This window comes from Sphingomonas radiodurans, assembly GCF_020866845.1.
GTDB classification, from domain to species: Bacteria; Pseudomonadota; Alphaproteobacteria; order Sphingomonadales; family Sphingomonadaceae; genus Sphingomonas; species Sphingomonas radiodurans.
Genome location: NZ_CP086594.1, coordinates 1,594,022 through 1,620,475, shown reverse-complemented (window position 1 = coordinate 1,620,475; position 26,454 = coordinate 1,594,022). Strand labels below are relative to the sequence as shown.

23 protein-coding genes are annotated in these 26,454 nt (G+C 66.3%); 12 read left to right on the top strand and 11 right to left on the bottom strand.

Going from position 1 to position 26,454, the window contains the following annotated elements; translation table 11 throughout:
• The first annotated feature begins 64 nt into the window (after window positions 1-64).
• Window positions 65-1,168 (top strand): two-component system sensor histidine kinase NtrB, encoded by a 1,104-nt coding sequence (locus LLW23_RS07795; RefSeq protein ID WP_228948206.1) that lies wholly within the window; start codon window positions 65-67, stop codon window positions 1,166-1,168.
• Entirely contained in the window at window positions 1,104-1,472 is a 369-nt protein-coding gene (locus LLW23_RS17655; protein ID WP_408642028.1) for a DUF983 domain-containing protein, read from the top strand. Before LLW23_RS07795 ends, LLW23_RS17655 begins: the two co-directional genes overlap by 65 nt.
• Window positions 1,473-1,529: 57 nt before the next feature.
• Here the strand turns inward: LLW23_RS17655 and LLW23_RS07785 are convergent, their stop codons facing one another.
• On the bottom strand, window positions 1,530-1,892 hold the full coding sequence (locus LLW23_RS07785) for a hypothetical protein (protein ID WP_228948205.1): 363 nt from the start codon (window positions 1,890-1,892) through the stop codon (window positions 1,530-1,532).
• Window positions 1,893-1,989: 97 nt separating this feature from the next.
• Complete coding sequence (locus tag LLW23_RS07780; protein ID WP_456299977.1) at window positions 1,990-2,790, bottom strand: MauE/DoxX family redox-associated membrane protein; 801 nt, start codon at window positions 2,788-2,790, stop codon at window positions 1,990-1,992.
• Between the two features lie 58 nt (window positions 2,791-2,848).
• Between LLW23_RS07780 and LLW23_RS07775 the strand changes: the two genes are divergently transcribed.
• Window positions 2,849-3,256 (top strand): MerR family transcriptional regulator, encoded by a 408-nt coding sequence (locus LLW23_RS07775; RefSeq protein WP_228948203.1) that lies wholly within the window; start codon window positions 2,849-2,851, stop codon window positions 3,254-3,256.
• 213 nt (window positions 3,257-3,469) lie between these two features.
• On the opposite strand, the gene LLW23_RS07770 is transcribed toward LLW23_RS07775, so the two are convergent.
• The 3 genes from LLW23_RS07770 to LLW23_RS07760 all read right to left on the bottom strand — a co-directional run bounded on the left by LLW23_RS07770 (window position 3,470) and on the right by LLW23_RS07760 (window position 7,271).
• Window positions 3,470-4,072, bottom strand: coding sequence for a hypothetical protein (locus LLW23_RS07770; protein WP_228948202.1), 603 nt, complete (start codon window positions 4,070-4,072; stop codon window positions 3,470-3,472).
• A gap of 107 nt (window positions 4,073-4,179) precedes the next feature.
• Window positions 4,180-6,246 (bottom strand): DUF3857 domain-containing protein, encoded by a 2,067-nt coding sequence (locus LLW23_RS07765; protein ID WP_228948200.1) that lies wholly within the window; start codon window positions 6,244-6,246, stop codon window positions 4,180-4,182.
• 113 nt (window positions 6,247-6,359) lie between these two features.
• Window positions 6,360-7,271 (bottom strand): LysR family transcriptional regulator, encoded by a 912-nt coding sequence (locus LLW23_RS07760; RefSeq protein WP_228948199.1) that lies wholly within the window; start codon window positions 7,269-7,271, stop codon window positions 6,360-6,362.
• Window positions 7,272-7,388: 117 nt separating this feature from the next.
• Here LLW23_RS07760 and LLW23_RS07755 point away from each other — a divergent pair, with 117 nt between their 5' ends.
• The 4 genes from LLW23_RS07755 to LLW23_RS07740 all read left to right on the top strand — a co-directional run bounded on the left by LLW23_RS07755 (window position 7,389) and on the right by LLW23_RS07740 (window position 12,652).
• Window positions 7,389-9,086 carry an ABC transporter transmembrane domain-containing protein gene (locus tag LLW23_RS07755; RefSeq protein ID WP_228948197.1) on the top strand — a complete coding sequence of 566 codons (1,698 nt, stop codon included), beginning with the start codon at window positions 7,389-7,391 and terminating at the stop codon, window positions 9,084-9,086.
• Window positions 9,070-10,146 carry an efflux RND transporter periplasmic adaptor subunit gene (locus tag LLW23_RS07750; RefSeq protein WP_408642027.1) on the top strand — a complete coding sequence of 359 codons (1,077 nt, stop codon included), beginning with the start codon at window positions 9,070-9,072 and terminating at the stop codon, window positions 10,144-10,146. The genes LLW23_RS07755 and LLW23_RS07750 overlap by 17 nt, the downstream gene beginning before the upstream one ends.
• 23 nt (window positions 10,147-10,169) lie before the next feature.
• Window positions 10,170-11,549, top strand: coding sequence for a TolC family protein (locus LLW23_RS07745; RefSeq protein WP_228948192.1), 1,380 nt, complete (start codon window positions 10,170-10,172; stop codon window positions 11,547-11,549).
• Between the two features lie 98 nt (window positions 11,550-11,647).
• Window positions 11,648-12,652: a fumarylacetoacetate hydrolase family protein gene (locus LLW23_RS07740; protein WP_228948191.1), complete on the top strand. Its 1,005-nt coding sequence runs from the start codon at window positions 11,648-11,650 to the stop codon at window positions 12,650-12,652.
• A 36-nt stretch (window positions 12,653-12,688) separates the two neighbouring features.
• On the opposite strand, the gene LLW23_RS07735 is transcribed toward LLW23_RS07740, so the two are convergent.
• From LLW23_RS07735 to LLW23_RS07725, 3 genes are all read right to left on the bottom strand, one after another.
• Window positions 12,689-13,555 carry a PaaI family thioesterase gene (locus LLW23_RS07735; RefSeq protein ID WP_228948189.1) on the bottom strand — a complete coding sequence of 289 codons (867 nt, stop codon included), beginning with the start codon at window positions 13,553-13,555 and terminating at the stop codon, window positions 12,689-12,691.
• Entirely contained in the window at window positions 13,552-14,865 is a 1,314-nt protein-coding gene (locus LLW23_RS07730) for a cytochrome P450 (RefSeq protein WP_228948188.1), read from the bottom strand. The genes LLW23_RS07735 and LLW23_RS07730 overlap by 4 nt, the downstream gene beginning before the upstream one ends.
• A 62-nt stretch (window positions 14,866-14,927) precedes the next feature.
• Window positions 14,928-18,305, bottom strand: a complete 3,378-nt coding sequence (locus LLW23_RS07725) for an error-prone DNA polymerase (protein WP_228948186.1) — start codon at window positions 18,303-18,305, stop codon at window positions 14,928-14,930.
• Between the two features lie 53 nt (window positions 18,306-18,358).
• Between LLW23_RS07725 and LLW23_RS07720 the strand changes: the two genes are divergently transcribed.
• Both LLW23_RS07720 and LLW23_RS07715 read left to right on the top strand, forming a co-directional pair.
• Window positions 18,359-18,658 (top strand): type II toxin-antitoxin system Phd/YefM family antitoxin, encoded by a 300-nt coding sequence (locus tag LLW23_RS07720; RefSeq protein ID WP_228948184.1) that lies wholly within the window; start codon window positions 18,359-18,361, stop codon window positions 18,656-18,658.
• Window positions 18,655-19,059, top strand: a complete 405-nt coding sequence (locus tag LLW23_RS07715) for a type II toxin-antitoxin system VapC family toxin (RefSeq protein ID WP_228948183.1) — start codon at window positions 18,655-18,657, stop codon at window positions 19,057-19,059. The genes LLW23_RS07720 and LLW23_RS07715 overlap by 4 nt, the downstream gene beginning before the upstream one ends.
• Before the next feature lie 43 nt (window positions 19,060-19,102).
• Here LLW23_RS07715 and LLW23_RS07710 read toward each other — a convergent pair whose 3' ends face one another.
• Window positions 19,103-21,451, bottom strand: a complete 2,349-nt coding sequence (locus tag LLW23_RS07710; RefSeq protein ID WP_228948180.1) for a DNA polymerase Y family protein — start codon at window positions 21,449-21,451, stop codon at window positions 19,103-19,105.
• A complete protein-coding gene (locus tag LLW23_RS07705; protein ID WP_228948179.1) occupies window positions 21,363-22,115 on the bottom strand; it encodes an ImuA family protein in 753 nt (250 codons plus the stop codon). The genes LLW23_RS07710 and LLW23_RS07705 overlap by 89 nt, the downstream gene beginning before the upstream one ends.
• A gap of 192 nt (window positions 22,116-22,307) precedes the next feature.
• On the opposite strand from LLW23_RS07705, the gene LLW23_RS07700 reads away from it, so the two are divergent.
• From LLW23_RS07700 to LLW23_RS07690, 3 genes are all read left to right on the top strand, one after another.
• A complete protein-coding gene (locus tag LLW23_RS07700) occupies window positions 22,308-23,594 on the top strand; it encodes a 3-methyl-2-oxobutanoate dehydrogenase (2-methylpropanoyl-transferring) subunit alpha (protein WP_228948177.1) in 1,287 nt (428 codons plus the stop codon).
• A 244-nt stretch (window positions 23,595-23,838) separates the two neighbouring features.
• Window positions 23,839-24,843: an alpha-ketoacid dehydrogenase subunit beta gene (locus LLW23_RS07695; protein ID WP_228948509.1), complete on the top strand. Its 1,005-nt coding sequence runs from the start codon at window positions 23,839-23,841 to the stop codon at window positions 24,841-24,843.
• 6 nt (window positions 24,844-24,849) lie between these two features.
• Entirely contained in the window at window positions 24,850-26,169 is a 1,320-nt protein-coding gene (locus tag LLW23_RS07690; RefSeq protein WP_228948175.1) for a dihydrolipoamide acetyltransferase family protein, read from the top strand.
• Between the two features lie 40 nt (window positions 26,170-26,209).
• Here LLW23_RS07690 and LLW23_RS07685 read toward each other — a convergent pair whose 3' ends face one another.
• Window positions 26,210-26,353, bottom strand: a complete 144-nt coding sequence (locus tag LLW23_RS07685; protein WP_228948174.1) for a lmo0937 family membrane protein — start codon at window positions 26,351-26,353, stop codon at window positions 26,210-26,212.
• Window positions 26,354-26,454 lie beyond the last annotated feature (101 nt).

The following is a 26,454-nucleotide window of genomic DNA, read 5'->3' as shown; positions in this document are numbered from 1 at the left end:
AGCTTTCGCGCTTAACGGTCGGGCTCTGTCGAAGTTGAATTCTCAAACGCAAAAAGGGGGGGGAATGCCAGTTTCCGCGGCTCAACGCTTCGCGAAGTTTTTCGAAGCGACGTCCGACTGCCAGTTTTATGTAAAAAGGGACGAGGACGGTCGGTTCAAGTACGTTCACGCCAATCCCGCAGCCCTGGCTGTTGTCGGCCGATCGACGGAAGACGAGCTGCTCGGGCTTACGCCGGTAGAAGTGATGGGCGAAGAATATGGAAAAGCTGTAGAATATAATATCTCCGAAGCTTTCCACCAGGGCCGGCCGTATCACTTCAGTGGCGCTTTGGGCACCGACGGGAGCGGGCGGGTCTATGATGCATATTATTACCCGCTGATTGACGAAAGCGGCAGTGTCGCAGGTGTTCTGGGGAGTGCGCGTGATATAACCGACATAAAATCGCTGAATGAACGCCTGCTCCACGCGCAAAGGCTCGAGGCGCTCGGCGAACTTTCCGGAAGCGTCGCGCATGACTTCAACAATGTCTTGACGATTCTCCAGATCGCATTGCGTAATATTGGCGATGAAAATATTGATCGCGCGAAACGCGACATGATTCTTGATGAAGCCCAGAAGGCGATTGATAATGGCGCCGCGCTAACCCGTCGGCTGACATCATTTGCACGGAAGGAAAAATTGAATCCTGTTCCTCATGATGTTGATAAGCTGGTATCGTCCTGCCGCTATATGATGCAACGCGCACTTGGAAAACGAATAAGGCTTAGATTCGATCTGTCTTCGGATCTGTGGAAGGCCTGCTGCGACAAGAACGAGTTCGAAATCGCGATGATGAACCTCGCCGCGAACGCGCGTGATGCGATCGATGGGGAAGGCGAAGTCGTGATATCCGCGAAAAACATGGTTCGGGCAACGTCCGCACCATTGCACTATCCCGAACAATATGTGGAAGTCACCATGCGAGATACCGGGAATGGCATGTCGCCAGAGGTTGCACGCAATGCGATCCTCCCATTCTTCTCGACCAAGCCAGATGGGAAAGGCACTGGCCTGGGGCTCAGCAGCATAGCGAAGTTCGTCAACGACATCGGCGGCGCCATCAATGTCGAAAGCGCGCTCGGTGTTGGAACCTCGGTCTCGCTGCTCCTACCAAGAGAAGCGATATAGGATCGCATCGAGACAAGCGTCTGCCTGCGGCGCGGCTACTGCGAGAGTGCTGGCCAAATTTCAGCTGCTGGTCGATTCCGCGTTTGACCCTGCGTGGTGGGTTCACCTGCTTACCTCCTCGCCGGTAATGTTGCTGGGCTGCCTTCTGCCCCTTCGTCCGATCAAGGGTTGGCTAGTCGCGTCGCAGTATGTGAACCGAGCACAAGAAGCAGGTTCGCATGTGCTTTGGGCGCAGCTTCATGGCAGCGACGCTTCAAAAAGCGAGTTCGACCAATGGTCCACCAATAGTCCAATGGGTTGGTAGATCGTCCGCCTCCCACCCTCGACGGGCCATCGCTAGCAGGCCGGCCGCGCACCGGCCTTAACCGACCAGATTGGTCATCCGGCCAAGAAACGCGCCCACGCCAAGCCCGAAACTGCCGCCTACCAATTGCCGCGACCATCGCACCCATGACGGGGTCGATTTCTGGCGAAGGCGGGCACTGATCATCCCTTCCATCGCATAAAGCGCGGTAATCCCGCCAAATGAAATCAGCGCCAGCGCTGGTAGAACATCGCGGATCGGCACCGCTATTCCACTCAGTTGCGAGATCGACAGGATGCCGCCAAGCGTCGCCAGGATCAGCGTCGTCATGTGCTTGTAGTAATCGTAGAGAAGCAGATCGGCCTGCGTCCGGCTGCTTGCCCCGGCATTGATGTCCGGCACGATGATCTGCGGATCCATGCCTGTCTTGTAGCATCAACGATGGTGCGCGAAAGCCGGCATTGCATCGGTATTGGGCAGGCCACCTTCAGCATTGATGACGATGCGCGCTTGGACCCTAATGCGCCACCGACAGGGCGGCCGGCGCCGCCACCATCCACAGCGCCATGGCTACCATCATGACGTTCTCTGTCAGCGATATGAAGCCCAGCGGCACATTGCTGTCGCCGCCGACGCACGCGCATTTCAGCGCGCGCTTGTCGACATAGACCGCCTTGAACACCGAGACCGCGCCGATCGTGCCGATGAACAGCGCCACCGGCACCGAGATCCAGGTGAGCACGCCCGCGATCATCAGCACGCCGGCGCCGCCTTCCGCGAAGGGATAGACGTAGGAATAGGGCACCCAGCGCTTGGCGAGCAGATCGTAATTGAGGAACATGCTCGAAAAGCTCTCGATGTTCTGGAACTTCAGCAGCGCCAGCACGCACATCGAAAAGCCGATGAACCATTCCGCCGCGCGGATCGTGAACGGCGTTCCGAGCATCGCGTGGCTGGCGGCGAGCGCCATCAGCGCGGTCATCGAAAACAGCGCGATCACTGGCCGATAGGTGAGCGCCTTGGGATCGCGCACCGTCTTGCCGAAGAAGCGGCGCAGATCGTCATAGCCGCCCACTCGCGCGCCACCGATGAAGGTCTGCGGTGTCGTCGTGACCCCGTGCTTCGCCTTGAACGCGTCCGTCTCCGCGCGCGTCGTCAGCCACTGGTCGTCCACCGCATAGCCCTGGCGGCGCAGCAGATCGGTCGCCTTGAGGCCATAGGGGCAGAAATGGCCCGGCATCACCATCCGGTAGATCGTCGCCTGTCTGACTGTATTCTGTCCGATCGTTTTCTGTCCGGCGGGGGCGGTCGCCATCATCTTTCTCCGATTGTCGCCCGGCCTATATGGGGTCCGTACCATAGTCCGGAGTCAAGGCATGGCAGGCATGACGATTGCGGGGCTGGCTGACGCGGGCGGCGTGGGGGTCGAGACGGTGCGTTACTATCAGCGCCGCGGCTTGCTCGACACGCCCGATCGGCCGGGCGGGGCGGGGGCTGGCGGCGGTATCCGGCGCTACGGCCCCGATGATGCGCGCCGGCTTCGCTTCATTCGTTCGGCGCAGGCGGCAGGGTTCACGCTCGATCAGATCGGCGAGCTGCTGGTGCTCGACGCAACCGACGATCGCGCGCGTGCCCGCCAGCTGGCCAGCGAACGCATCGCCGCGCTGGACGCCAGGATCGCGGAGCTCGAACGCGTGCGCGCCTCGCTCCACACCCTCGCGCGCGAATGCGCGGCGGGATTGGAAGGGCCATGCCCGATCCTGACCGCCTTTGAATCCGGCTAGCGCAGCGGATGCAGTGTCGACAGGCCGACACCGATCGCCGGAGAGAAGCCGAAAGCCCAGTTTCGACACACAACCCCGCTAACTCCGCTGCCCGCCCCGCTGCCCGCGGCGCGAGCGTCTCGCTCGATGGCACTTTGCCGCCGCCAGCCCCCGAAAATACCCCAGCCACGCACCCCGAAAGCCGCGTCCGCCGCAAGCAGATCGCGGCCTCGCTCAGACGTACGGTTCGACGATGCCCGAGATCATCATGAAGCCGCACAGCGCCACCAGCATCGCCACGTTCCAGTGCCGGCCGCGCACGAACATCAAGGCGATGAAAAGCCCCAGGATGCTGAAACCGCTGGTGAAATAGACGAGGTCCACGGCCGCGTTGTCCGCCGTGCCGGCCACCTCGGGCAGCGGGTGCAGCGTATCGAGCACGCCGACGCCGATCCAGCTGGTGATGTTCGCCGCCAGCAGCCCGCCCACCACGAGCCGCTTTTGCTTGTCGTACCAATCGTCGAAATCGGGCCATTCCTCCGGCGTGTCGGGGAAGATCAGCGTCGCGGCGAGATAATAGACGCCCACCATTGCGAGCACGCCGACGAGCGTCACGTAATTGGCGCCGATCTGCTCGCGCGCGTCCCATGCGAGCATCCAGAAGCTCGACAGGTCGAGCATCACCAGCATTCCCAGCAGCGGCGTCAACCACCCGATCCGCACCGGCCGCGTGCCGCGCTTGAGCTTCAGCGCGCGCGAGAATCCCCCCAGCACCTCCGACAGCGCAAGGCCAAGCAGCAAGCCATAGACCGCAAACACCAATTCGAACGCACTCAACGGCCTTCCTCCCCCAGACGCCCCCCCCCCCCCCGCCCAACGCAAAATCACGTCCGGGAGCAGATCCACACGCTGTCGTGGCACCCCGCGTGGGTACGCGGTTTCGTTTAGCGCGCGGCGCCGTTCGTGGACGTGGGTCGCACTTGGCTCTGGCATGGCGGCGCCGCTCCGGCGAAGTCGTCAAAGCTGCCGAACGTGCTCACGCCATCCGCCTGCACACTGCCGCCCTTCGTTGAGGTTTCCCAAACGTATGACTTGTTGTTGTCGAATCCGGCGATCGCGGCGTTCACCGCCAAGGCTTCCGTTGCGCTGATCTCCGGCACGTCCACTCGGCGGCTCTTGACCATCCGCGCGACTTGGCCGTCGAACGACGATATGCGCCAATAAGCGGTGCCGCCGAGCGACCGGTCCATCGGCTTGGACGAGAAGGACCAGCGGAAACCCTTTCGGGCCGGCGGCACCTTCACGATGGTCGCGTAGCAAGTGAATGCGGGATATTCGTTCGCATATGGGGCGTCCTGCGCCTGATCCTTCGGGCGCTTCATCTCGGGTGGCGGGTTGAAGCCGCCGCCATACATGTAATGGGTGCGACCCTCCGTAGTGTCGCCGTCCCAGTCGACCTTGCCTTCACCCTCCAGCCCGAGCACCAGCAGGCGATTGTCCTCGTCGAAGCGCCAGGTGGTGCCCGTCGCTTCGACAAACGAATATTGCTGCCGCCAATAGGCCTGAAGCATCTTGTCCGCGTCTGCCGCCGCCACGCCGGCCAGCTGGGCACGAACCGAAAAGATCTCGTCGCCGCGCATCGTTTGCTGGATGCGGTACTTGCCCGGTTTGTCGAAGCCTGCGGAGGCGTCGATCTCGACCACCTCGATTTTGGTGGGGTAGCGCAGCGGCGTCGGCGCGATGGATTCGAGCGTGCCGCCCGCCGCGCGCAGCGCTAGCGCCCAGCGCGAGCGCGGTGGTTCAAGCCCGGCTAGCGCCCGGTCGCCATTTCGCGTACCATCGAGCCAGACGGGCGCGCCGTTGACCGTCGCGCGCACGACGACATGGTCGAACAGCGCCGGGGTCGGCAGCCGCTGGTCGATGCCGTCACCGCCCTTGCTAGCCACGAGCACCGGCTCGGCCGCAATCCCCATTTCGCGCAGCAGGGCGATCAGCAGCACCGTCTTGGCCTTGCAATCGCCAAAGCGCCGCTTCCATGTTTCGTCAACGTCGACCGGCCGGTAATTGCCACCATCGAGCCCGACATAGACGTAGCGGATGCGATCCTGGACGAGCTGCAACGCCGCTTCCACCCGGCGTGCGGGGTCCGTCGTGGTGGCCGCGATACGTGCTGCCTCGGCCTTGATCGGCGACGTCGGGGATACGGCGGCGGCGCGCGCGAATGGCGTGGCGAATGCGTGCGAGACGGCTGCCCAATCGGGATAGGCGCTGAACTGCACCAGCCGCGACACCGCATAGCGAATGGGTGCGCCATCGGGGATAGTTACCGATGCAGGGTCGGACAATGTGTAAAGCCGCTCGGTCTCGGCCTCGAGATCGCGGGTCGTCGGCTGCGGCACGTCCGCCGTGGCGCGCAGCGACACGTTGCTTCCCTTCGGCTCGACAAAGCGAAAGCGATACGCCCCGCGCATGCCGATCATCGGAAACTGCATGAAGCCCTGCGGCCGCTCGGCAAGGTTGGTCTCGCGGTGGACCTTGGTCATCGCGAACTCGATCTCGTCGCCGATCTGAAGCCCTGACGCTTGCAAGGTGGCGGTAAGGTCGCCATCTAGCATCGACTGCTCAAGATTGTTCTCGCGCTGGATGATCGCGAACTTCTGGTTGGCGAGCACGTCGATCGTCTGGCCGTCTCGTAGGATCGACAGCCGGTGGACCACCACTTCCTCGCTTGCCGGCGACCAAGTGATGCCAACATTGCCGGCAGGAAGCGCCTCCGGCGTCAGCAGCTTCAGTCGCGACGCTTGATATTCCTCCTGCCCCTTGGCGGAGACACGCACTTGCTGGTCCGAATAGATGATCCGTAGCGGCGCGCCTGGCGGCGTGGGCGTGGCGCTGCTCGCGGGCGGCGCGATTACCCATGGCGCCGCTGGCGCGTAGCGCACTTCGCGCCCGACCGGCGCCTTCTCAGCCGCCTGCACGGCAGCGGCAGCCACAACGAAACCTGCCAGCATGGTGCTGGCCCATCCGACTTGCTTGAACACGCTTATCCCCCGATGCGCGCAGCTTACAGGGGGATTGTGGGACGGCAACCGGGAGAAGGCCTCGCCGCAACGATAGTCGCTGACTATCCGCCGTCGTGCTCCAGGACACGACGGGCGAAGCGTTGCACTTGATCGGCGATCACGCGGAAGCCCGCTTCCATGCTGGACCGCCGGCGCCAAGCGAGCGCGACCGAGCGATGCACGTTCCAGCCAGCCACGTTCAGAATGGCAAGCCCCGCCGATCCGACGACGTCCGACCGGAGATACAGCTTGGGCAGCACCGCCAGCCCAAGCCCGCTCGCCACCATCTGGTGCAGGCTGTCGAGGCTCGTGCCCTCGTAATCCGGGCTGAGGATCATGCCGTGCGCCGCGGCGATGTCGCTCGCCTGGCGGTGTAGGTGATGGCGCGTATCGAGTGACAGCAAGGTCTGCCCGGCGAGCGCGGCGGGCTCGATCGGCCCGGCCGCGAGATCGTTGTCGATGGCGCTGACCAGCAGCAGCGGCTCGCGGAACAGCGGCTCCACATCCAGATCGTCGCCCGCGATTGGCAGCGGGCCGAGCAACAGATCGAGGTCGCCGCGCGATAGCGCCAGCGCCTGAACGTCCGGAATACCCTCGCGCACATAGAGCCTCAGGCCAGGCGCCGCACGATGCAGCTCGGCAATGATCGGCGATAGCAGATACGGCCCGAGCGTCGGCGTAGTGCCGAGCCGCAACGTGCCGGTCAGCCCTGTAGCGGCGCTTTTCGCCAGCGCTGCGATGTCGGCGACGTCTCCGAGCACGGTGCGGGCCCTGGCGACGATGCTGCGGCCGATCGGCGTCAGGATGGCGCCGGTCGTCGAGCGTTCGAGCAGCTTGACGCCTAACCGATCCTCCAGCGCCTTGATCTGCTGGCTCAGCGTCGGCTGCGAAACATGGGCCAGCCGCGCCGCCTGGGCGAACGAACTGGTATCCGCGAGCGTCACCAGATATTCGAGTTGTCGCAGCGTCGTCATGCCACGGGTATAGCCATAGCCTATAGCTCCTCGGCAATAGTAGTGATTGGCGCCGCGGGAAAATGGCGCATAACCTAGGTAAGCATCGGGGTCGGCGCGGGAGAACAAGAGGGCTTAATGGGCGTTCCAAGTCGGGTCAGTGTGCGCGATGCGGTGGGCTGGCTGGCCGAGATCATCGGGCCGGATGCGGCGTATCTGCGACTGGCCGCGATCTATGGTGTCGCGATCAGCCTGCTGTCGCTGGCCACGCCCATTTCCGTCCAGCTGCTGATCAACAGCGTCGCGCATACCGCGCTTCCGGCGCCGCTCTGGACGCTGTCGGGCGTCTTGTTCGGCCTCTTGTTGCTGGTCGCCGTGCTCAGCGCGTTCCGTGTCCACCTGATGGCGCTGTTCGAGCGGCGGATCTTCGCCCGCGTCGTCGCCGAGATCACGATCCGTGCGGTCCATGCCCGCGATCCCTTCTTCGGCGACACAAGGCGCGGCGACCTGTTCAACCGCTATTTCGATCTGGCGATCGTGCAGAAGGCGGTGCCCAGCCTGCTGATCGGCGGCTTCACGATCGTCCTGCAATCGGCGGTCGGCTTGGCGGTGACGAGTTTTTACCATCCGTTTTTCCTCGCCTTCAACGTCGTCCTGCTGCTCGCGCTGCTGTTGGTCTGGCTGCTCTGGTCGCGCGGGTCGCTGACCGCGGCGGTCGCGCTGTCGCACGCCAAGCACGATACTGCGCGCTGGCTCGAAAGCGTGGGCAGCTCCAACGGCTTCTACAAATCGAGCCGCCACCTGAACTTCGCGATGGATCGTTCCGAAGCGGCGACCAAGACCTATGTCGATCAACACCGCCGCTACTTCCGCTACAGTTTCGCGCAGACGCTCGCCTGTTTCCTGCTGTACGCATTCGCCTCCGCCGCACTGCTGGCGTTGGGCGGCAATTTGATCCTCGCGGGCGAACTGTCGATCGGGCAGCTCGTGTCGGCCGAACTGATCCTGTCGGGGGTCTTCTACGGCATCTCGCAGCTCGGCTGGTATCTCGACACTTTCTACGATCTGGTCGCCTCGTCCGAGGAGCTCTCGTTGGTGTTCGCGATCCCGCAGGAGCACCTTCCCACGACGAGCCGGCAGGGCCCGCAGGACGGCGCGATTGCGTTGCGCAGCGTGCGGCTTGATAATGCTTGCTTCGATTTCGCGGTAAAGTCCGGCGAGCAGCTGGTCACGGTGCCGGATCCGGGCGCGGATCGGCTGCTGGCGGTGCTGCTGAAGCGCCATGTCACGCCCGAGCACGGGCTGGTGACCGTCGGCGGATCCGATCTCGGCGGGCTCGACATGTATCTGCTCCGCTCGGAAGTCGTCGTGCTTGATCGGCCAACGATCGTCGAGGTGACGATCCGCGAATATCTGTCGCTCGCCGCGCCGGAGGCAAGCGCCGCGGCGATGCTTGATGCGCTCGACGCGGTTGGCTTGAGCGCGCGGATCACCTCGCTCGGCGAGGGGCTGGATACGCCGCTCGCGTCCTCCGGTTGGCCGCTCACTGCCGCGGAGGTCATGCAGCTCAAGCTCGCCAATGCGCTGCTCGCGTGTCCGAAGGTGCTGGTGCTGTCGACCTTGTTCGACGTGATGCCGCCGCGCCGCCTGCGTGAGGTGCTCGCGCGACTGAAGACGGCGGGGACGACGGTGCTGCTGTGCACTGGCCGGCCCGGCGCGATCGCACTGGACGGCTGGCTTTGGCTCGGCCGAGAGGGGCAGCGCCGCTTTGCCTCGCAAGCCGAGCTGGACGCGTTCCTTGCAGAACGGGAGGCTGCGCTTGCCGTACCGTCCTGAGCATCTGGCGCACTTCCCGACGCTCGCTGCGATGCGGCCGCCGCGTGCGACGGTCGCGCTGGCATGGATGATCGCGCTCTCCATCGCGCTTTCCGCTGTCATCATGGTCTATGTGCCGTGGGTGCAGACCGCGATCGGCGATGGCCAGGTGGCGGCGCTAGACCCGGGTGATCGTGCGCAGGACGTGACGGCGCTGGTCGGCGGCCGCGTCGAGCGCTGGTATGTCAATGATGGCCAGGCGGTCGAACGTGGCCAGCCGATTGCGCGCGTCGTCGATGTCGATCCCAATCTGCTCTCGCGCCTCGCCGCCGAGCGCGCGCAGGTGCAGGCCGAGATCGCCGCCGTGCAACAGGGGCAGGCGGTGGCGGGGATCGACGTTCGCCGCGCGGGTCAGCTGCTGGCCGAAGGGCTCGCGGCGCGACGTGATCTGGAGCTCGCGCAGATCAAGGTCGCCGATTCCGCGGCGAAGCTGGCAGAATCGCGGGCCAAGTTGAACCGCATCGATGTTCAGCTCAATCGCCAGTCCGCACAGCTCGTCCGCGCGCCGCGCGATGGGCGCATCCAGAGCATCAACGCGGCGGCGGGCGGCGCGCTGATCTCTGCGGGTACGGTGCTGGCGGTCGTCGCGCCCGAGCGCGTCGAGCGCGCGGTCGAGCTGTACGTCGATGGTCGCGACGTGGCGCTGGTCAGGATCGGCCAGCGCGTCCGGCTGGAGTTCGAGGGCTGGCCCGCCATCCAGTTCAGCGGCTGGCCGTCGGTGGCGCAGGGGCTGTTCGACGGCCGCGTGCGCAACGTCGATCCGACGGCGAGCGCGACCGGGCTGTTCCGCGTGCTGGTCGAGCCGATGCCGGGCAAGCCTGCGTGGCCGGACCAGCGCTTCACGCGGCTGGGCGCCAAGGTGCGTGGCTGGGTGCAGATGGAAACCGTGTCGGTCGGGTACGAGCTCTGGCGGCAGTTGAACGATTTCCCGCTGGAGTTCGGGCAGGGCCAGGGCGTCGCCACGAACGGTGCGCCGAAGGAAGACGATTCGATCGTCCGCAAGGCAGGCAAGCCGAAGTGATTGGCCGATTACTGCTTGGTTTGTTGCTGCTTTGGCCCGTCCAGGCACTCGCCCAGCCGGCGAGCCCGCTGACGCTCGACGAGGTGCTGCGCTCGTCGGCGACGCATGCGCCGCAGATCATCGAGGCGCTCACCCGCGTCCGCCAGGCGGAGGGTCGCGCGTTAGCGGCGGAAGGCGCATTCGACACGGTGTTCGATGTCGATGCGCAAAGCCGCGTCGTAGGCTATTACGACGGCACCTATGCCGAAGGCCGCGCCACCCGCCCGCTGACCGGCAACGGCGGCCAGCTCTACGGCGGGTATCGCGTGTCGCGCGGCACGTTCCCGATCTACGAGGATAAGTCGTACACCGATCGGCTCGGCGAGCTGAAGGTGGGCGGGCTCTTCGCGCTGCTGCGTGATCGCGCGATCGACGAGCGGCGCGGGCGCACCGCGATTGCCGCGCGCGACATCGACGTGGCGCGGCTCGATCGCGAGATGGTGGCGATCGGGGTTCAGGCGCGCGCGATCGCCGCGTACCAGAATTGGGCCGCGGCCGGGTTGCGGTTGCGCGTGTACCGGTCTCTGCTCGGTCTCGCGGAGACGCGGCGGGGCGGCATCGCGCGGCAAGTGCAGCTCGGCGCGCGACCGACCATCCTGCTGACCGAGACCGATCAGAACATCGTTCGGCGTCGCACGCTGGTGGTGCGCGCGGAGCAGGAATTCGCCGCCGCGGCCAATGCGCTGTCGTTCTTCTATCGCGACAATGAAGGTGAGCGCGTGTCGCCCGATGCCGAGCGGCTGCCGGCGTCGTTTCCGGCATTCCGGTTGCGGCGCCCGGGCGATCCCACCAATCGACCCGACATCCTGTCGCTCGGCGCGCGCCTCGAGCAGTCCGAGTTGCGGCTCGCGCTGGCCGAGAACGATCTGAAGCCACGCCTCGATCTGCGCGGCGAGCTTTCCTACGATCTGGGGCCGACGGGGCTGGGCGGACGGTCGCGCGACGGCGAGGAAGCAATCGTGGGCGTGCGGCTGTCGATGCCGCTGCAACGCCGCCAGGCCAAGGGCCGCATTGCCGAGGCACGCGCCGAGATCGACGGGCTGCAGACCCGCCAGCAGCTCGTGCGGGACCAGATCATGGTGGAGGTGAACGGCATCGTCATCGCGGTGGACGGCGCGGAGAAAACCGCGGTGCTGGCGGCCGAGGAAGCCGACCTTGCCGACCGGATGGCCGCGGCCGAGCGGCGCCGCTTCGAACTTGGTGCGAGCGACTTCTTCCTGCTCAACCTACGCGAGGAGGCAGCCACCGATGCGCGGGTCCGCCTGATCGAAGCGCAGACGCGCGCGGCGCTGGCGGCTGCGGATCTGGCGGGGGCGACGGCCGATCGGCAGTCGCTCGGGCTTGGCGATCAGCTGCTGCCTTGAGTCCAGCCCAGCTGCGCCGGCATTGAGCGCAGCCACGCCGATCCCCTAGCCGCCCGGCCACTTCGCGCCTATCACCATGCGCAAAGGAGAGCTGACCGATGAAACTTGCGAGCCTGAAACATGGCCGGGACGGCAAGCTCGTCGTGGTCTCGAACGATCTCGCCTGGTGCGCCGACGCCACGCATATCGCGCCCACGCTGCAAGCCGCGCTCGACGATTGGGATCGGCTGTCGCTCGATCTCGAGAACCTCTCGACCGATCTGGCGCACGAGGTGATCCCGCGCGAGCGCTTCCACGAACATGACGCCGCCTCGCCGCTGCCGCGGGCGTACCAATGGGCCGATGGGTCGGCATATGTGAACCATGTCGCTTTGGTGCGGCAGGCGCGCGCCGCTGAGATGCCCGACAGTTTCTGGCACGATCCGCTGATGTATCAGGGCGGATCCGATGGCTTTCTGGCGCCGCGCGATCCGATCCCGCTCGCCGACGAAAGCTGGGGCTGCGATCTCGAGGCCGAAGTGGTGGTCGTCACCGGCGACGTGCCGCAGGGCGCCAGCCGCGAGGAAGCGCTGGCGGCGATCCGGCTCGTCGGCCTCACCAACGATGTGTCGCTGCGTAACCTGATCCCCGGTGAACTTGGCAAGGGCTTCGGCTTCTTCCAGTCGAAGCCGGCATCGGCCTTCTCGCCAGTGTTCGTGACGCCAGATGCTCTGGGCGACTGGTGGCAGGACGGCAAGCTGCACCGCAAGCTGATGGTCGATCTCAACGGCCAGCCGTTCGGCCGTGCCGAGGCGGGCGAGGACATGACGTTCGATTTCGGCACGCTGATCGCGCATGCCGCGAAGACGCGCGGGTTAGGTGCGGGCACGATCGTCGGCTCGGGCACCGTTTCGAACCGCGACGCCGATGGCGGGCCGGGCAAGCCGATCGCTGAAGGAGGCGTGGGCTATTCGTGCATCGCCGAAGTGCGGACGATCGAGACGATCGCGGGCGGCAATCCGGTGACGCCGTTCCTCAAGGCCGGCGATACCGTGCGGATCTGGGCGGAAGACGATCGCCACCACCCGATCTTCGGGGTGATCGAGCAAGTTGTGGGTGGCTGACGCATTTTAGCCCCTCCCCTTCAGGGAAGGGGGACGTTACTGCGGTAGCTCCACCCGCCGAGCGTCCCCCGCCGGATCGCTGATCGCAAGCATCCGCGCGATCGCGACTGGCTTGTCGGGATCGCCCTGATGCGCATCGATGTCGATCGTCACCGCGCGCCGTCCGACCCGGCGCGGGACGACGCGGGCAACCAGCGGGCGATCGGCGCGGGCCGGGGCGAGGAAGCGGATCTCGATGTCAAGCGGCCGGAACGCCGCGTCGATTGATGCGACCGCAGCCTGTTCGAGCAGCGCCGCGATCACGCCGCCGTGGAACGCGGGCAGCGGCGCGCCGACATGCTCGGGCCGCGGCGCCATAGTGACGCCATTGGCGGTCGGGACCGCATCGAGATACGCGGTAAAGCTCGCGGCATCGGACGGCGGCAGGATAGCTGTGCGCCGCTCGAGCCCTTCGGTGCCGCCACCCGGCATCGCGCCGACCAGATAGCGCGCCGTCACCGCACCGACCGGCATCCCGTCCGCAGTCAGCCGGCCCCGCGTGAGCGCAAGGCCGCCCTCGCGGAACACGTCGTCGATCGCGCAGTCGAGCGGCCCTGCCGGCAGCGGGCCGAACCAGTCGACTCGTAAGTCGAGCGTCATCATCGGCGTCGGCTGCGACAGGCTGGCGAACACGCCGCTCGCGGTCGCCTGATCGGCGAGCACGAGCGCGGCGCCGCGCGATACTCGGCCGGCAGCGTCACGCACCGCCGGGAGCGCGACGTCGAGCGACGTGACGATCGGCCCGCCCAGCGCCGCACGCTGTGTCATGCCGAGGGCGGCGCAGGCCGGGATCGTCCGCAAATGCTCGTTCGCATCGCTGCCGGGAAAGCCCGGATACAGTTGCTCGGGATCGGCGCGGCTCACTTGGTGCGATACCGGATCGGCAGGCGTTTCATCCCGCTGACGAAGCTAGCGCGCGTCCAGGCCGGGTCGCCGGCAAGCTCAAAATCGTCGAACCGCGCGAGCAACTCCTCGAACAGGATGCGCATCTCCATCTTCGCGAGATGCTGGCCCAGGCACAGATGCGGGCCATAACCAAAGGCGAGATGCTGCTTTGCGTTGGCACGATCGACGCGGAACGCGAATGGACCCTCAAACATCGCCGCGTCGCGATTGGCGGACGGGTAGGCCATCACCAGCCCGTCGCCCGCCTTGATCGCCATGCCGGCGACATCCGCATCGACCGCGGCGGTGCGGAAGAAATGCTTCACCGGGCTCGCCCAGCGGATCATCTCGTCGATCGCATTGGGCAGCAGCGACGGATCGTCGCGCAGCTTCTTCATCTCGGCGGGGTTGCGGATCAGTTCGAGGAGCCCGGCCGACGACGAGGAGCTCGTCGTGTCGTGTCCGGCGGCGGCGATGATGAGATAATAGCTCATCGCCTCCATATTCCCCATCGGCGATCCATCGGTGAGCGTCGCATTGGCGATGATCGTCGACACGTCCTCGCGCGGATTGATCTTGCGGTCCGCCGTGATACGGTCGCACCAGGCGTTGAATTCGGCGATGGTGGCGAACAGCCCGCCCATCTCCTCGGGGCGCATGTGATCGAAATCCTGCGCGCCGAACACTTCCTGCGTGATCTTCATCAGGAACGTCTCGTCCTCGCGCGGCACGCCGAGCGTGAGCATGATGACGCGCAGCGGGAACCACACCGCGACCTCGGCCGCGAAATCGCATTGCCCGCCGAGCGCCGCCATATGCTCGACGCTCTCCTTGGCCAGCGCGCGGATGTCATCCTCCAACTGGCGCATGTGCTTGGCGGAGAAATAGGCCTGCGTCATCGCACGGAAATGGCGGTGATCGGGATTGTCCATGCTGACGAGGTTGCGCGTCAGCTTGTCGCTGCCGCCGGTCAGCGCCTTCACGCGCTCCTCGTCGGCGATCGAGCTCAGCGTCAGCCGCGGATCGTTGAGGAACGTGTCGGTGTCGAGCTCGACGCGCTTGATGTCGGCGTGCCGCGCCACGGTCCAGAACGGGCGATAGCCTTCGGGCTCGCACCAATAGACCGGTGCCTCTTCGCGCAGATGCTTGAAGATCGCGTGATAGCGTTCCTCATTGGCATAGCTGTCGGGATCGACGATCGCGGCGTCGAACGCAGCCTTGTCGGTCGGCGCGGGGACGTTCGGCGTCAGGCCGATTTCGGGTTCGGGGGCAAGCGCAGCGGTGGCCATGGTCGATCTCTCCGTCGGGCCGGTCGATGCCGGTTCGGGCGGACGTTAAGCCGATCGCTTTATCAATGGAAGTCGTGGCTGCGGATCGGGATCACATCCTCGGGCTTGTCGCGGAAATGGTAATCGGTGCGCCCCTTCTGCTTCCAGCCCGGATCGCCGCGATCGGGCGCGCCGGGGTGCGTCGCACCGTCGCCGCGCGCGACCAGTGACGGCAGGTCGATCTCGCCGACCTCGCGCAGCATCCACGTGAGGTCGGTGATCAGATCCGCGACGACATGGATCACGATCCCTTCCTTCTGCACGCGGCCCTTGATGCTGACCATCGCCGACGACATCACCGTGCGGCGCTGCGCCTCGAACCGGTCGGGCCACAATATGCCGTTGGCGATCCCCGTCTCGTCCTCGATCGTGATGAAGAGGACGCCCTTGGCACTGCCCGGCCGCTGGCGGACGAGGATGATCCCGGCAACCTCGATCTTGGTGCCTTCTTTGATCGTCTTCAGGTCGCCGCACGGCACCATGCGGCGCGCCTTCAGCCGATCGCGCAGGAAGGTGAGCGGGTGTTCGCGCAACGTGAGCTGGGTGGCGCGATAATCCTCGACGACCTCGCGCCCGGCGGTGAGTGCGCGCAGGTGGACGGGCTCTTCCTTCGTCTCGATCGCGGCGAGCAACGGCAGCGGCGTGTCGCCGAGCCCGCGGATCGCCCATAACGCCTGCCGCCGATCGAGCCCCATGTCCGCGAACGCATCGGCCTTGGCAAGCTTTTCCAGCGCAGCGAGCGGCACGCCCGAGCGGCGCCACACGTCCTCGACCGAGGTAAACGGGCGCGCCGCGCGCGCGGTGAGGATCTTGCCGGCGTCCGCCGCCGACAGCCCGTGGACGATGCGCAGGCCGAGGCGGAGGGGGTAGAGCTGAATCTCCCTCTCTCCGCTCGCGGGGAGAGGGCAGGGGAGAGGGGCAGTGTAGGAGGCGTGGCATACTGCCCCTCTCCCGACCTCGCCTTCGGCTCGGCCACCCTCTCCCCGCAAGCGGGGAGAGGGAGATAAGACGCTCGTATCCCATTCGCTCGCCATCACACACACCGGCAGCACGTCCACCCCATGTTCGCGCGCGTCGCGCACGATCTGCGCCGGCGCGTAGAACCCCATCGGCTGCGCGTTCAGCAGCGCGGCGCAGAACACGTCGGGATGGTGGCATTTCATCCATGACGAAGCGTAAGCGATCTTGGCGAAGCTCGCCGCGTGGCTCTCGGGAAAGCCGTAGCTGCCGAAGCCCTCGATCTGCTTCACCAGCCGCTCGGCGAACGCCTGGCTGATGCCGTTGCCCAGCATCCCGCCGATCAACTTCTCGCGAAATTCGCCGACCCCGCCGGTCATCTTGAACGTCGCCATCGCGCGGCGCAGCAGATCCGCCTCGCCCGGCGTGAAGCCAGCGCCGATGATCGCCACCTGCATCGCCTGTTCCTGGAACAGCGGCACGCCGAGCGTCTTTTCCAGCACCGCACGCAGCGCGTCGTTGGGATATTCTACCTTCTCGCGCCCTTCGCGGCGCTTGAGATACGGATGCACCATGTCGCCCTGGATCGGGCCGGGGCGGACGATCGCGACTTGGATCGCGATATCGTAGAAATTCTTCGGCTTCATCCGCGGCAGCATGCTCATCTGTGCGCGGCTCTCGATCTGGAACACGCCAAGCGTGTCGGCGCGGCGCATCATCTCGAACGTCGGCTCGTCCTCGTCCTGCATCTCGTCGCTCGCCATCGTGAGTGCGACGCCCTTGTGCTTAGCCAGCAGATTAAACGCGCGCCGCATGCAGCCGAGCATGCCCAGCCCGAGGATATCGACCTTCATGAAGCCGAGTTCCTCGATATCCTCCTTCTCCCATTCGATGACGTGGCGCAGCTCCATCGCGGCCGGCTCGATTGGCACCAGGTCGTGCAGCGGTTCGCGCGTCAGCACGAAGCCACCCGGGTGTTGCGACAGATGCCGCGGCGTCCCGATCAGCTCGCGCGCCAGTTCGAGTGCGAGCGCGAGCCGCGGTTCGCTCGCGTCGAGGTTGAGCGCTTCGACATGCGCTTGCGGCACACCCTCGTTCGACCAGCCCCACACTTGCCCGGCCAGCGCACCCGTCATGTCCTCGGGCAGGCCGAGCACCTTGCCCACCTCGCGGATCGCGCCGCGCGTGCGGAAGCGGCTGACCACCGCAGTCAGCGCGGCATGGTCGCGACCGTAGGTTTCGTAGATCCATTGGATCACTTCCTCGCGCCGCTCGTGCTCGAAATCGATGTCGATATCGGGCGGCTCGCGGCGCTCCTCGGAGACGAAGCGCTCGAACAATAGCTGGTGCTTGACCGGATCGATCGAAGTGATGCCGAGCACGAAGCAGATCACCGAATTGGCCGCCGAGCCGCGCCCCTGGCACAGGATTTCGATCGAGCGCGCGTAGCTGACGATCGAATTCACCGTCAGGAAGTACGGCGCATAGCCCATCTTGCCGACGAGCGTCAGCTCGTGCTCGAGCAGCTTGGTATAGGCCGGCGGCGGCGGGGCGCCGGCGAACCGGTCGGCGAGGGCATTGCGGGCCAGCCGCTCCAGCGCTTGCTGCGCGCTGCGACCGGACATGATGATCTCGTCAGGATATTGATAGTCGAGGTCGCGCAACGAAAAGGTGCAGCGCTCGACGATCGCCTCGACCGCGGTGAGCGCCTGGGGATAGTCGGCGAAGCGGCGCGCCATGTCGTCGGGCGGCTGGAGGTGGCGGTCGGCGTGGCGCTCGCGGCGGAAGCCGAGTTCGTCGATCGTGCATTTCTCCCGGATCGCGGTGACGACGTCCTGCAGCATCCGGCGATCGGGCGTGTGGTAGAGCACGTCGCCAGTGACGAGCGGGGTCAGCCCATGCGCCTCGGCCGCCCGCGCGGTCTCGTCGAGCCGCAGGCGCTCGCCGGGTCGGCGCCAGGGCGTCAGGCAGACATGGCCGCGCATCCCGAAGATCTCGGCGGTGGCGGCGAGCGCGCTGGCGTCGGCGCCGCCGCGCCCCGGCACCAGCGCCGCGACCAGCCCGTCGGCATGGCTTGCGACATCCTCCCAATGCAGGAAGCACTGCCCTTTCTCACCGGCCTTCGCATCCGCGCGCGCCTTGCCGCGCGTCAGCAGCCGGGTAAGCCGGCTCCATGCTGCACGATCCTCGGGCCATACGAGTAGCGATTCGCCAGTGACGAGATCGAGCCGGCAGCCGGGGATCGAGCGGATGACGAGACCGTATTTCTTCTTGAGCTGATCGCAGGCGTAGAGCGCGCGCACGACGCCGGCGACCGAATTGCGATCGACGATGCCGAGCGCTGGCATCTCCATCAGCGCCGCAGTGGTGAACAATTCCTCGCACGACGATGCGCCGCGCAGGAACGAGAAATGCGTCGTCACCTGAAGCTCGCTGTACGTCATCGACGACGCTGCACGAAATGACTATATGAAATGGTCAGTTCAGGAGAATGGCCATGACCAAGATGGTCCCGGCGACCGAGTTCAAGGCAAAATGCCTCGCGCTGATCGACGAGATGGAGCGCAGCGGCGAGCCGCTGACGATCACGCGCCGCGGCAAGCCGTCGCTGACGCTCACCGCGCAGCGCGCTCAGAAGCCGGACAAACAGAGCATTTTCGGCTGTATGAAGGGGACGTTTACCGTGCCTGACGACGTTGATCTTACTCAGCCCATCGACCCTGACTGGGAAGCGAAATGGGAGGCTAAATGGGATCGGCTCGGCTTGCCCGTGCGTGGCAATCCGGACGATCGATGATCCTGCTCGACACGCATGTCGTGCTGTGGATGGTTGGCGATAGTTCACGTCTTGGACAGGCGGCACGGCAAGTGATCGCGGCCGATGTCGAACGCCGGGTGTCGGCGATGGTCTCGTGGGAGATCGCCATGGTCGCGGACAAGAAGGGGTTCGCCTTCCACAAGCCGCTCGCCGAATGGCTCGCGGATAGCTTTCGGATCATCGATGCGTACGAGGTAGCGGTCAGCGGTGCGATCGCAACCGATGCGGGCCGCCTGCGTGACGGAATCCACGGCGACCCATGCGACCGGATCATGATCGCCACTGCCCGTGCGCTCGGCTGCGCGCTCGTTACCGCGGACGAGAAGATCCTCGATTACGCGGCAAAGGGCCACCTCACGGCAATCGACGCGCGGCGCTGAGCGGCAATACTCTGCAGTAGTAAGGGAGCTAAGGCCCGTCCGATCACGCAAACGTGCCATGCACATACCAGCTCAGATCGCCCGTTTCGGCGCGCAGGCCGTCGCCGCGGCGGAATAGCCAGAAGCGGCGGCCTTCCTGGTCCTCGACGCGGAAATAATCGCGCACCGCATCGCGCTCGCCGGTCCGGCGCCACCATTCGCCGGTGATCCGCTCGGGCCCGTCGGCAAAGGTCACGGTGTGGAGCCGCCCGCGCCAGGTGAAGCGGCGCGGCGCATGGTCGGGCATTTCGGCCATCACGTGATCGACCGGCTCGGGCCGGCGCAGCAGCCGTGCCGGGCGGGGCCAGCGCGGGTGCCAGGGGTGATCGGGCGCGCGCAGATCGAGCCGGCGCACGTCGTCCGGCTTTAGCCGCAGCGCGCCAGCACTGACTGAATCGAGCGGGGGGAGGGGCGCGACCGAGCGTTCGGGCACGTCGCTTTCGACCGGCTGATGGCGCCACAGGCGTGATGGCCCGATGCGGTTGGCGAGCGTATCGACCAGCGGCGCAAGATCGGGTGTCGTCTCCTCTGCCGCCAGCGCGGCGCCGAGCGTTTCGGGGCCCAGCGGATCGGCGCGCACGAGATGCAGCGCCAGCGCGTCGATGCCATAGCCCGGATCGATCTCCTCGATGCGCCGCGCGATCAGCCGCAACAGATGCGCCGGATCGCGGCTCGCGCGGGCGAGGCCGATGCGGATCACCTGGTCGGTCGAATCGACGCGCGCTGCGACGAAGGCGAGCGCGCGGGCGCCGCTCCCCGCCTTGGCGAGCGCGTCGGTCAGTTCGCCGACGAGGCCCGCCAGCCAATGCTCGATCGCTTCTGCCGTGGCGATCGGCTCCGCAAAGCGCCGCGTCACCGCGATCGGCTGCACCGGAATGACGGGATCGAGCGGCTCGGGCGCAGCGCCGGTCACCTGGTCGAGCCGGCGCGCGATGGCGGGGCCGAAACGGCGGACGAGCGGCGCGCGCGGCATTGCCTGCAGCGCGCCGATCGTATCGACGCCGAGCCGAGCGAGCAGTTCGAGCGCGGCCTCGTCGAGCCGCAGCGCCGAGACGGGCAGCGCGGCAAGCGCGTCATGGTGCCCGCCGGGCGGCACGACCAGCGCGGTCTCGCGCTGCCGTGCCAGCGCCCAGGCGGCGCCGGGGGTGTCGGCGATCGCAATCTGCGCCGCAACGCCGAGCCGAGCGAGCACCCGCAGCAACCGCCGCACCAGCGCCTCCTCGCCGCCATGGAGGTGTGCGGTGCCGGTGATGTCGAGGAACAGCCCATCAGCGTCCGAAATGGCGACCACCGGGCACCAGCGCCGCGCGAGCGCAATCGCCAGCCGCTCGAGATCGGCGCGGTCGCCGGCGGGATCGGCGTCGCGCACGTCGACGTCGGGCACCGCAGCGCGCGCTTGCGTCAGCGCCATCCCGGGCGCGAGACCGAGCGCGCTCGCGGCGGGGCACGCCGCGGCGATCTCGATCCGGCTGCCGATCTTGTGGACAGTGACGAGCGGCGGGGGGGCAGGTGATGGGAGGTGGTGCGCACCCTGCCGCCGTTCGTCCCGAGCATCGTCGAGGGACCTGGTGCGCGACGCAGTTGGCACGCGGGTTTTCGGCTGCGCTCGGACGGTGTCTCGACTTTGCTCGACACGAACGGTGGTTGGTTTGGCAGCGCGCTCATGAACGGGAGCGGGAAGGCGGACGACGTTTGCGGCCGGCTCGCACGTTCGCGCGACCGTGCCCGACAGGCTGCGTCCGGTATTGAAGAACGCTCCTCCATTGGGCACCGCCGCACCGGCATCGTTCGACCCCGCCCGCGCGTGCTTGTCCGGCCGCGCCCCTTCGCCGCGCGAGCGTACGGAAGGCGTGGCGTTCCACCGCGCCAGTGCCTTGGCGGCACGGTCATCGGCATTGGGATCGAGCCCGTCGAACCCGCGCCAGCGCTTTCCCGGCGCATCCTCGGGATCGGGACGCGACGGCAGCGTGGTCGGCATGACGCGCGCGCCTTCGTCGGGCGGCATCGCGCGGAACGGATGGTCCGCCGCTTCGCTGCGCCGGCCCATCTCGCGCATCGGCGGCCGTTGGTGCGCCGGCATCGCTTCGATGCGGTGCGCGACCTCCGCGCGGCTCGATTGCGACCAGGGCTTCTCGTCCGGTGCCGCCGCATCGCCGCGCGCCCAGCGTGCGCCGGGGCGCCAGCCGGTGTTCCTCGGCGCATCGCACTGCAACGCGCGCTCGCCAGCCGCGGCGGCGGTCAGCGGCGCGAGGTCCAGCGGCGTATCAAGCCGCGGCGGTGCGCGGCGACGCTCGGCCCGACGCACGCGATCGATCGCCCAGTGCGGCAGGTAGAGCGAGACGACCCGTGTCATCGCAAGCCTCCATCAACATTTCAAAAGGTTCGCCGCCGCGCTGGCGTGTCAGGCCGACGTTCCAGCGCGCGCGGCCGATACCGCCCATGCGCAGCCGCGCCGACGGCGCCGAGGCGACGCGCCAGCGGGTCAATGCGGCAGATGGCATGCCGAGCGGATCGACCCCCTCGCGCGCGTGACGCCGCATCAGCAGCGCGATCGTGCGCCCGCCCTCGGCGGCGAGCTGCAGCCGGCGAGTGGAGGCCATGCCGGCGCGCTTCACCTCGCCGATCACCGCGCCCAGCCCGCGGTGGCGCAGCCCTTCCTCCATCAGCGCGAGCAATTCGGCATCGTCGCGTGCCTCGGCATAGAGCACGCGCTCAGGCGCCAATCCTGCTTGATAAAGTCCTGGCGCAAACAGGTCGCGTCGTCGCACCACCCACAGCACCGGCCCCCAGGCGCGCGCCGCGATGCCGGCGATGAACAAGGTGGCAGCAGCATCGTCGCCGAGCCCGGCCGTGCCCGCCGCTACCTCGTGCAGCGCGTCGAGTCGCAGCCCGCCATCGGCCAGCCCGGCGTCGAACGCAGGGATCCCGAACGGCAGCGTCTCGCGCCGCTGATGCCCGTCGCCCTCAATGGCGCGGAGCGTTTCACGCAGCTCGGCAATGATGGCAGGGGATGGCACAGACACGACTCGACAAGAAGGATGTTCCTATTTTGTTCCTTATCTCGACTGAGTCAATCGTGCGACTCGCAGCGACGGAGCGGAGTTGGTCTCAAGTGAAACCATCACTAGCGCGCCCGTTTGAAATTTAATAACAAGGCGCTTGAGGGCGTGTTCGTGCGTTTTGTCGACACGTTGCAAACCGGAGAGACCATGGCGGACGCCGCCCGCAGCAATTTGCCACCGCTCGCGCTGCATGTGCCCGAGCCCAAATATCGCCCCGGCGACACGGTCGATTTTAGCGACGTCGAGGTGCCGCCCGCCGGTTCCGCGCGGCGGCCCGACACGGCCGAGGATGCGCGCAACTTCACCGATCTCGTCTATACGATGGTCCGCGTGCTCGACGACGAGAACCGCGCGGTCGGCCCATGGGATCCCAAGCTCTCGCCCGACACGCTGCGGCGCATGCTGCGCCACATGGCGACGGTGCGCGCGTTCGACGAACGCATGTTCCGCGCGCAGCGGCAGGGCAAGACCAGCTTCTACATGAAGTCGATGGGCGAGGAGGCGGTCGCGGTGCCGCAGGCCTATGCGCTCGATGCCGACGACATGTGTTTCCCGTCGTATCGCCAGCAGGGCCTGCTGATCGCGCGCGGCTGCCCGATGGTCGACATGATGAACCAGATCTATTCGAACCGGGGCGACAAGCTGCAGGGCAAGCAGCTGCCGATCATGTATTCGGAGAAGCGCTTCGGTTTCTTCTCGATCTCGGGCAATCTGGCGACGCAATATCCGCAGGCGGTCGGCTGGGCGATGGCCTCTGCGTCGCGTGGCGACACGCGGATCGCCGCGACGTGGTGCGGCGAGGGATCGACCGCGGAGGGCGATTTCCATTCCGCGTTGACCTTCGCCACCGTCTATCGCGCGCCGGTGATCTTTAACGTCGTCAACAATCAATGGGCGATCTCCAGCTTCTCGGGCTTCGCCGGCGCCGAAGCGACGACCTTTGCGGCACGCGCGGTGGGCTATGGCATTGCCGGCCTTCGGGTTGACGGCAATGACGCGCTCGCCGTGTACGCCGCGACGTTATGGGCCGCCGAGCGCGCGCGCACCAACGCCGGACCAACGCTGATCGAGCATTTCACCTATCGCGCCGAGGGCCATTCGACCTCCGATGATCCGACGCAATATCGCTCCGCCGGGGAGCCGACCGCCTGGCCGCTCGGCGATCCGATCCGGCGGCTGAAGGATCACCTGATCACGCTGGGCGAATGGAGCGAGGAGCGGCAGGCGGCAATGGACAAGGATGTCGCCGACGAAGTGAAGGCGGCGCAGAAGGAGGCCGAGAAGAACGGCATCCTCGGCCACGGCCTGCTCCAGTCGCTCGATACGCTGTTCGACGGCGTGTTCGAGGAAATGCCGTGGCATTTGCGCGAGCAGCGCGCGCAGATGCTGGCGGAAGAGACCGAAAGCGGCCGGCCATGGGATCGCAAGAAGTGAGTGGTTGCTTCAAACCTTCTCCCCTTGTGGGAGAAGGATACCGAAGCTTGGCGACGCAGTCGCCTAGCGTAGGTTGGATGAGGGGTGAGCGGCGCCGCGCGCCGCGCGACCGCGGCGCGGTCGCTCCCCTCACCCTCCCACTGCCTTCGGCAGCGGGCCCCTCCCTCTCCCACCCCATCCTGTCATTTGGGGGGAGAGGGTAATGAGTGACGCAATGACCGACACAGACTCCGAAACGACCCGCATGAACATGATCCAGGCGATCAATTCCGCCATGGACGTGATGATGGCGCGCGATCCCGGCGTGATCGTGATGGGCGAGGACGTCGGCTATTTCGGCGGTGTGTTCCGCGCTACCGCGGGGCTGCAGGCGAAATACGGCAAGACGCGCGTGTTCGACACGCCGATCACCGAGATCGGCATCATCGGCGTGTCGATCGGCATGGGCGCTTATGGCTTGCGCCCCGTGCCCGAGATCCAGTTCGCGGATTATATCTACCCCGCGCTCGACCAGCTCGTCAGCGAGGCTGCGCGGCTGCGCTATCGTTCGGACGGCGAATTCACCGCGCCGATCACGGTGCGCTCGCCGTTCGGCGGCGGTATCTTCGGCGGGCAGACGCATTCGCAATCGCCCGAGGGCATCTTCACGCACGTATCTGGGCTGAAGACGGTAATCCCCTCGACGCCGTACGACGCCAAGGGGCTGCTGATCGCCGCGATCGAGGACAATGATCCGACGATCTTCTTCGAGCCCAAGCGGATCTACAACGGACCGTTCAACGGCAATTGGGATGCCCCCGCGGCGAACTGGTCGAAGCACCCGGCCGGCGAGGTACCGACGGGCTATTACAAGATCCCGCTCGGCAAGGCCGCAGTGGTGCGCAGCGGCGAGGCGGTGACGATGCTCGCCTATGGCACGATGGTGCACGTCTGCCTGCAGGTCGTCGCGGACACCGGCATCGACGCCGAGATCATCGATCTGCGCACGCTCGTGCCGCTCGACATCGAGGCGATCGAGGAAAGCGTGAAGAAGACCGGTCGGTGCCTGATCGTGCACGAGGCGACGCGCACCGGCGGCTTCGGCGCGGAGCTTTCGGCGCTGGTGCAGGAGCGCTGCTTCTACCATCTCGAGGCGCCGGTGGAGCGCGTGACGGGCTTCGACACACCGTATCCCCACAGCCTGGAATGGGCCTATTTCCCCGGCCCCGTGCGCATCGGCATGGCGCTCAAGAAGATTCTGAAGGACTAATCGGCGATGGCGCGTTTCACCTTCAAGCTGCCGGACATCGGCGAAGGCATTGCCGAGGCCGAGATCGTCGGCTGGCACGTGCGCGTGGGCGATCGGGTCGAGGAAGACCAGAACATCGCCGACATGATGACCGACAAGGCGACGGTCGAGATCGAATCGCCGGTGTCGGGCATTGTGGTCGAGGTAGCCGGCGAGGTCGGCGATCAGATCGCGATCGGCGGGATGCTGGTGGTGATCGAGACCGATGCGTTGGACGAGGTGGAGGAAAAGCTTGGCGGCGAGGAAGCGGCCGAGACCTACGAGGCCGAAAATCCAGGCGTGGAAGAGACGATCCTCCCCGGCACGGGGAGGGGGACCGCCGGCGAAGCCGGTGGTGGAGGGGGATCGCCGCTGGGCGAAGCGCCTGTGGAAGCCCCCCTCCACCAGCCTGCGGCTGGTCCCCCTCCCCGTGCCGGGGAGGATCGTCAGGTTCTCGCCTCCCCCGCGGTCCGCGCCCGCGCGCAGGATCTCGGCGTCGACCTGAGCCAAGTGAAAATCGCCGAAGGCGACCGTATCCGCCACGCCGATCTCGACGCATATCTCCGCTACGCCGACGGCCAGGGCTATCATGCCCCGCACGCCAGCCGCGCGCGGCCGGACGAGGCGGTCAAGGTCATCGGGATGCGTCGCCGCATCGCCGAGAACATGGCCGCGTCGAAGCGCAACATTCCGCACTTCACCTATGTCGACGAGATCGACGTGACCGCGCTCGAGGATGTGCGCGCCGATCTCAACGCCAATCGCGGCGTCCGGCCGAAGCTGACGATGCTGCCGTTCCTGATCGTCGCGATCTGCCGCACGTTGCCCGACTTCCCGATGCTTAACGCGCGTTACGACGATGAGGCGGGCGTGGTGACGCGCTCGGGACGCGTCCATCTCGGGATCGCGGCACAGACCGACGCTGGGCTGACGGTGCCCGTGATCCGCGATGCGCAGGACAAGAACGTCTGGCAGCTCGCAGCCGAAATCGGCCGACTGGCGGAAGCGGCCCGCACGCAGAAGCTCAAGCCCGAGGAGCTCGGCAACGGCACGATCACCGTCACCTCGCTTGGCCCGCTGGGTGGCATTGCGACGACGCCGGTCATCAACCGCCCCGAAGTGGCGATCATCGGCCCGAACAAGATCGTCGAGCGGCCGGTGTTCCGGGGCGACGATATCGTCCGCGCGAAGCTAATGAATCTGTCGATCAGCTGCGACCACCGAGTCGTCGATGGCTGGGACGCGGCAAGCTATGTCCAGGCGGTGCGCAAGCTGCTCGAAACGCCGGTGTTGCTGTTCGCCGACTGACGCAATTCCCCTCCCGCTCGCGGGAGGGGAGAAGGTTTCGCTACACCCGCCGCCCGGTGAACAGCTGCACCAGCCCAACGATCAGCGCGATCACCAGCAGGATGTGGATCAACCCGCCGGCGACGTTCAGGCCAAAACCAAGCAGCCAGAGGACCACGAGGATCACGACGATGGTCCACAACATGGCAATATTCTCCTTCACAGATACCCAATGAACGGAATCGTGAAGCAGCCGTTCCCCCCGGCACAGCAATGATTCGCGAAAGTCTATTTGGCGCGATCGAT

What these genes read in the sequence shown, in the direction of transcription:
- LLW23_RS07795 (WP_228948206.1), top strand. Translation starts at nt 65, where the DNA reads ATGCCAGTTTCCGCGGCTCAACGCTTCGCGAAGTTTTTCGAAGCGACG.
- LLW23_RS17655 (WP_408642028.1), top strand. Translation starts at nt 1,104, where the DNA reads ATGTCGAAAGCGCGCTCGGTGTTGGAACCTCGGTCTCGCTGCTCCTAC.
- LLW23_RS07785 (WP_228948205.1), bottom strand. Translation starts at nt 1,892, where the DNA reads ATGGATCCGCAGATCATCGTGCCGGACATCAATGCCGGGGCAAGCAGC.
- LLW23_RS07780 (WP_456299977.1), bottom strand. Translation starts at nt 2,790, where the DNA reads ATGATGGCGACCGCCCCCGCCGGACAGAAAACGATCGGACAGAATACA.
- LLW23_RS07775 (WP_228948203.1), top strand. Translation starts at nt 2,849, where the DNA reads ATGGCAGGCATGACGATTGCGGGGCTGGCTGACGCGGGCGGCGTGGGG.
- LLW23_RS07765 (WP_228948200.1), bottom strand. Translation starts at nt 6,246, where the DNA reads ATGCTGGCAGGTTTCGTTGTGGCTGCCGCTGCCGTGCAGGCGGCTGAG.
- LLW23_RS07760 (WP_228948199.1), bottom strand. Translation starts at nt 7,271, where the DNA reads ATGACGACGCTGCGACAACTCGAATATCTGGTGACGCTCGCGGATACC.
- LLW23_RS07755 (WP_228948197.1), top strand. Translation starts at nt 7,389, where the DNA reads ATGGGCGTTCCAAGTCGGGTCAGTGTGCGCGATGCGGTGGGCTGGCTG.
- LLW23_RS07740 (WP_228948191.1), top strand. Translation starts at nt 11,648, where the DNA reads ATGAAACTTGCGAGCCTGAAACATGGCCGGGACGGCAAGCTCGTCGTG.
- LLW23_RS07730 (WP_228948188.1), bottom strand. Translation starts at nt 14,865, where the DNA reads ATGGCCACCGCTGCGCTTGCCCCCGAACCCGAAATCGGCCTGACGCCG.
- LLW23_RS07725 (WP_228948186.1), bottom strand. Translation starts at nt 18,305, where the DNA reads ATGACGTACAGCGAGCTTCAGGTGACGACGCATTTCTCGTTCCTGCGC.
- LLW23_RS07720 (WP_228948184.1), top strand. Translation starts at nt 18,359, where the DNA reads ATGACCAAGATGGTCCCGGCGACCGAGTTCAAGGCAAAATGCCTCGCG.
- LLW23_RS07715 (WP_228948183.1), top strand. Translation starts at nt 18,655, where the DNA reads ATGATCCTGCTCGACACGCATGTCGTGCTGTGGATGGTTGGCGATAGT.
- LLW23_RS07710 (WP_228948180.1), bottom strand. Translation starts at nt 21,451, where the DNA reads ATGACACGGGTCGTCTCGCTCTACCTGCCGCACTGGGCGATCGATCGC.
- LLW23_RS07700 (WP_228948177.1), top strand. Translation starts at nt 22,308, where the DNA reads ATGGCGGACGCCGCCCGCAGCAATTTGCCACCGCTCGCGCTGCATGTG.
- LLW23_RS07695 (WP_228948509.1), top strand. Translation starts at nt 23,839, where the DNA reads ATGAACATGATCCAGGCGATCAATTCCGCCATGGACGTGATGATGGCG.
- LLW23_RS07690 (WP_228948175.1), top strand. Translation starts at nt 24,850, where the DNA reads ATGGCGCGTTTCACCTTCAAGCTGCCGGACATCGGCGAAGGCATTGCC.
- LLW23_RS07685 (WP_228948174.1), bottom strand. Translation starts at nt 26,353, where the DNA reads ATGTTGTGGACCATCGTCGTGATCCTCGTGGTCCTCTGGCTGCTTGGT.